A 3,723-nucleotide genomic window follows, 5' to 3' on the forward strand; every position below is an offset into this window, starting at 1 on the left:
GGGGGCGGGGGCTGGACTCTTCGTGGCACGGGCTCCGCTCCTTCCCGGGGTCTGCTGGGGGCGTCAGCCGTGGGGGACGTTAGACGCTCGTGTGGGTGGCGGGGGCGGAGTCGGGAGGGGGGTCACTCGAACGAGTGGGGGCGGGGCTTTTCCGGGAGCGGGTCTGCTGGGATGATCGGGGGCACAGTCAGTTAACCCGCGTTAACCGGAGGGCGTCATGGGCGAGGAGCGGTACGGGGAGTTCGTGCTGGTGCGGAGGCACGGGCACGTGGCCGAGCTGGTGCTGGACCGGCCGAAGGCCATGAACGCCGTGTCGACGGAGATGGCCCGTTCGCTCGCGGCGGCCTGCACGGCACTCGGCACGGACCGGGACGCCCGCGTGGTCGTACTGACGTCCTCCAGCGAACGCGCGTTCTGTGTCGGCGCGGACCTGAAGGAGCGGAACTCGTTCACCGACGCGGACCTCGTCCGGCAGCGCCCGGTCGCGCGCGGGGCGTACACCGGCGTGCTGGAACTGCCGGTGCCGACCATCGCGGCGGTGCACGGCTTCGCACTGGGCGGCGGCTTCGAACTGGCGCTGGCGTGCGACCTGATCGTGGCGGACGAGACGGCCGTGGTCGGGCTGCCCGAGGTGTCCGTGGGCGTGATTCCCGGCGGCGGCGGTACGCAGTTGCTGCCGAGGCGCGTCGGTGCGGCCCGCGCGGCCGAACTGATCTTCACCGCACGCCGGCTGGAGGCGCCCGAGGCGGCCGCCCTCGGCCTGGTCGACCAGCTCACCGAGGCGGGCCAGGACCGTGAGGAGGCGCTCGCGCTGGCCGCGCGGATCGCCAGGAACTCCCCGGTGGGCCTGCGCTCGGCCAAGCGGGCCCTCCGCCTGGGTCAGGGCCTGGACCTGCGAGCCGGTCTGGAGGTCGAGGACGCGGCCTGGCGGGCGACCGCCTTCTCCGGCGACCGCGCCGAGGGCGTCGCCGCCTTCAACGAGAAGCGCGCCCCCGAGTGGCCGGGGGAGTGACCCCGCGGTGACCACCTGATCGCCCGCGCCAATGCCCCTGATGTGCCCATTCGTCCCTAACCTGGAGTGATGGGTGAGGATGATCGGCTCGCTGCCGTGGTGGGGCTGGCGCAGGGGATGGCGGCCGCGCACACCGCGCCGGAGTCCTGGCGGGCGGCGGCGCTCGGTGCCTGCCGGGCGCTGGCCGGGAACTTTGCCGCGCTCTCCGTGTGGGAGCGCGAGCGCGGCCGTCTCCGGGTCCTGGTGAACGTCGGCAAGCGCGCCGAGGACGAGGAGGAGTTCCCGGAGGCGGAGGCGTACCCGGTCCACCAGTTCCCGGAGATCACCGAGTTCCTGCACGAGCGCTGGGCCGGGGGCGGGGGCCCCAACGCGTGGGTGGAGACCGCGCAGGGCCCGGCCGCCGGCACCCCCGGCTACATCCACCAGCGGGTCGCCGCCCTGCGCCGCCGGGGGAGGGGCTGCTGCGTGGTCGCGCCCGTGGTGCTGCACGGCCGGGCGTGGGGCGAGCTGTACGTGGCCCGCGCGATGGGGACACCGGTCTTCGACCGGGGCGACGCCGACTTCGCGACCGTACTGGCGGCGGTCGTCGCGGCCGGGCTCGCGCAGACCGAACGGCTGGAGGAGGCCCGCCGCCTCGCCTTCACCGACGCCCTCACCGGCCTGGCCAACCGCCGCGCGGTCGACGTACGGCTGGAGGAGGCGGTGGAGCGGCACCGGGCGGAGGGGGCGGTGGTCAGCCTCGTGGTCTGCGACCTGAACGGGCTGAAGAAGGTCAACGACACCCAGGGGCACGAGGTCGGGGACCGGCTGCTGGAGCGGTTCGGGTCGGTGCTGTCGCTGTGCGGCGCGATGCTGCCGGGCGCGCTCGCGGCGCGGCTCGGCGGGGACGAGTTCTGTCTGCTGGCGCTCGGGCCGTCGGCCGAGGACGTGGTGGGTGCGGCCGTGGAGCTGTGCCGCCGGGCGGGCACGCTGGAGCTGGGCGAGGGGGTGGCCTGCGGGGTCGCGTCCACCGGGCACGACATCGGCCCGGTGCACGACGCCCGGCGGCTGTTCCGGCTGGCCGACGCCGCGCAGTACCGCGCCAAGGCCGAGCGCGCCGACCTGCCCGTCGTGGCCGGCCGGGAGGGCCCGGACGACCCGGTCGTACGGCTCGCGGACGAGACGCCACCGCCCGCGAAGAACGAGCGCCGCCGCTTCCGGGGCCGCCGCGCCAAGGACCGGTAAGGGGCGCGGACGCAATCCACTAGTGACACCGCCGCATTCAATGCGTACGCTCCTGAATATGGATATGCACTCTGTGGTGGTGGGGACCACCGGTGTCACCGCGCACGACGTCCTCGCCGTCGCGCGCGCCGGGGCCCGCGTGGAACTGTCGGAGGAGGCCGTGGCCGCGCTCGCCGCGGCCCGCGAGATCGTGGACGCGCTGGCCGCCAAACCCGATCCGGTCTATGGCGTCTCCACCGGCTTCGGCGCGCTGGCGACCCGGCACATCAGCCCCGAGCTGCGGGCGCAGCTCCAGCGCAACATCGTCCGCTCGCACGCCGCCGGCATGGGCCCGCGCGTCGAGCGCGAGGTCGTCCGGGCGCTGATGTTCCTGCGGCTGAAGACGGTCTGCTCCGGGCACACCGGCGTACGCCCCGAGGTCGCGCAGACCATGGCGGACGTGCTCAACGCCGGGATCACCCCGGTCGTGCACGAGTACGGCTCCCTCGGCTGCTCCGGCGACCTCGCCCCGCTCTCGCACTGCGCGCTGACCCTGATGGGCGAGGGCGACGCCGAGGGCCCCGACGGGGTCGTACGCCCGGCCGGTGAGCTGCTGCGTGAGCACGGCATCGAGCCGGTCGAGCTGCGCGAGAAGGAGGGCCTGGCCCTCCTCAACGGCACCGACGGCATGCTCGGCATGCTGATCATGGCCCTCGCGGACCTCGACTCCCTCTACAAGTCGGCCGACGTCACCGCCGCCCTCAGCCTGGAGGGGCTGCTCGGCACGGACAAGGTCCTCGCGCCCGAGCTGCACGCCATCCGCCCGCACCCCGGCCAGGCCGCCTCGGCCGCCAACATGCTCGCGGTGCTCAAGGGCTCCCAGCTCACCGGGCACCACCAGGACGACGCGCCCCGCGTCCAGGACGCCTACTCGGTGCGCTGCGCCCCGCAGGTCGCCGGGGCCGGCCGCGACACCCTGGCGCACGCCCGCCTGGTCGCCGAGCGCGAGCTGGCCGCCGCCGTCGACAACCCGGTGGTGCTGCCCGACGGACGGGTGGAGTCCAACGGCAACTTCCACGGCGCGCCGGTCGCCTACGTCCTGGACTTCCTCGCCATCGCCGCCGCCGACCTCGGCTCCATCGCCGAGCGCCGCACCGACCGGCTGCTGGACAAGAACCGCAGCCACGGCCTGCCGCCGTTCCTCGCGGACGACGCGGGCGTGGACTCCGGCCTGATGATCGCCCAGTACACGCAGGCCGCGCTGGTCAGCGAGCTGAAGCGGCTCGCCGTACCGGCGTCCGCGGACTCCATCCCGTCCTCCGCGATGCAGGAGGACCACGTCTCGATGGGCTGGTCGGCCGCGCGCAAGCTGCGCACCGCCGTGGACAACCTGACCCGGGTGATCGCGGTCGAGCTGTACGCGGCCGCCCGCGCCGTGGAGCTGCGGGAGGGGCTGGAGCCCGCGCCCGCCTCGCGCGCGGTGATCGAGGCCGCGCGGGCCGCCGGGG

Annotated in this window: 3 protein-coding genes; all 3 read left to right on the top strand. The window is 74.7% G+C overall.

Annotated elements, in window-relative coordinates; genetic code table 11:
* Positions 1–217 precede the first annotated feature (217 nt).
* A complete protein-coding gene (locus GT030_RS21600) occupies positions 218–1,012 on the top strand; it encodes an enoyl-CoA hydratase-related protein (RefSeq protein WP_161202517.1) in 795 nt (264 codons plus the stop codon).
* 69 nt (positions 1,013–1,081) lie between these two features.
* On the top strand, positions 1,082–2,236 hold the full coding sequence (locus GT030_RS21605; RefSeq protein WP_161202518.1) for a GGDEF domain-containing protein: 1,155 nt from the start codon (positions 1,082–1,084) through the stop codon (positions 2,234–2,236).
* 64 nt (positions 2,237–2,300) lie between these two features.
* Positions 2,301–3,723, top strand: a 1,423-nt coding sequence (gene hutH / locus GT030_RS21610) for a histidine ammonia-lyase (RefSeq protein WP_161202519.1), incomplete at its 3' end; no start/stop codon positions are given.

Origin of the sequence: Streptomyces sp. SID1328, assembly GCF_009865595.1 — a bacterium.
Lineage (GTDB): Bacteria > Actinomycetota > Actinomycetes > Streptomycetales > Streptomycetaceae > Streptomyces > Streptomyces griseoluteus.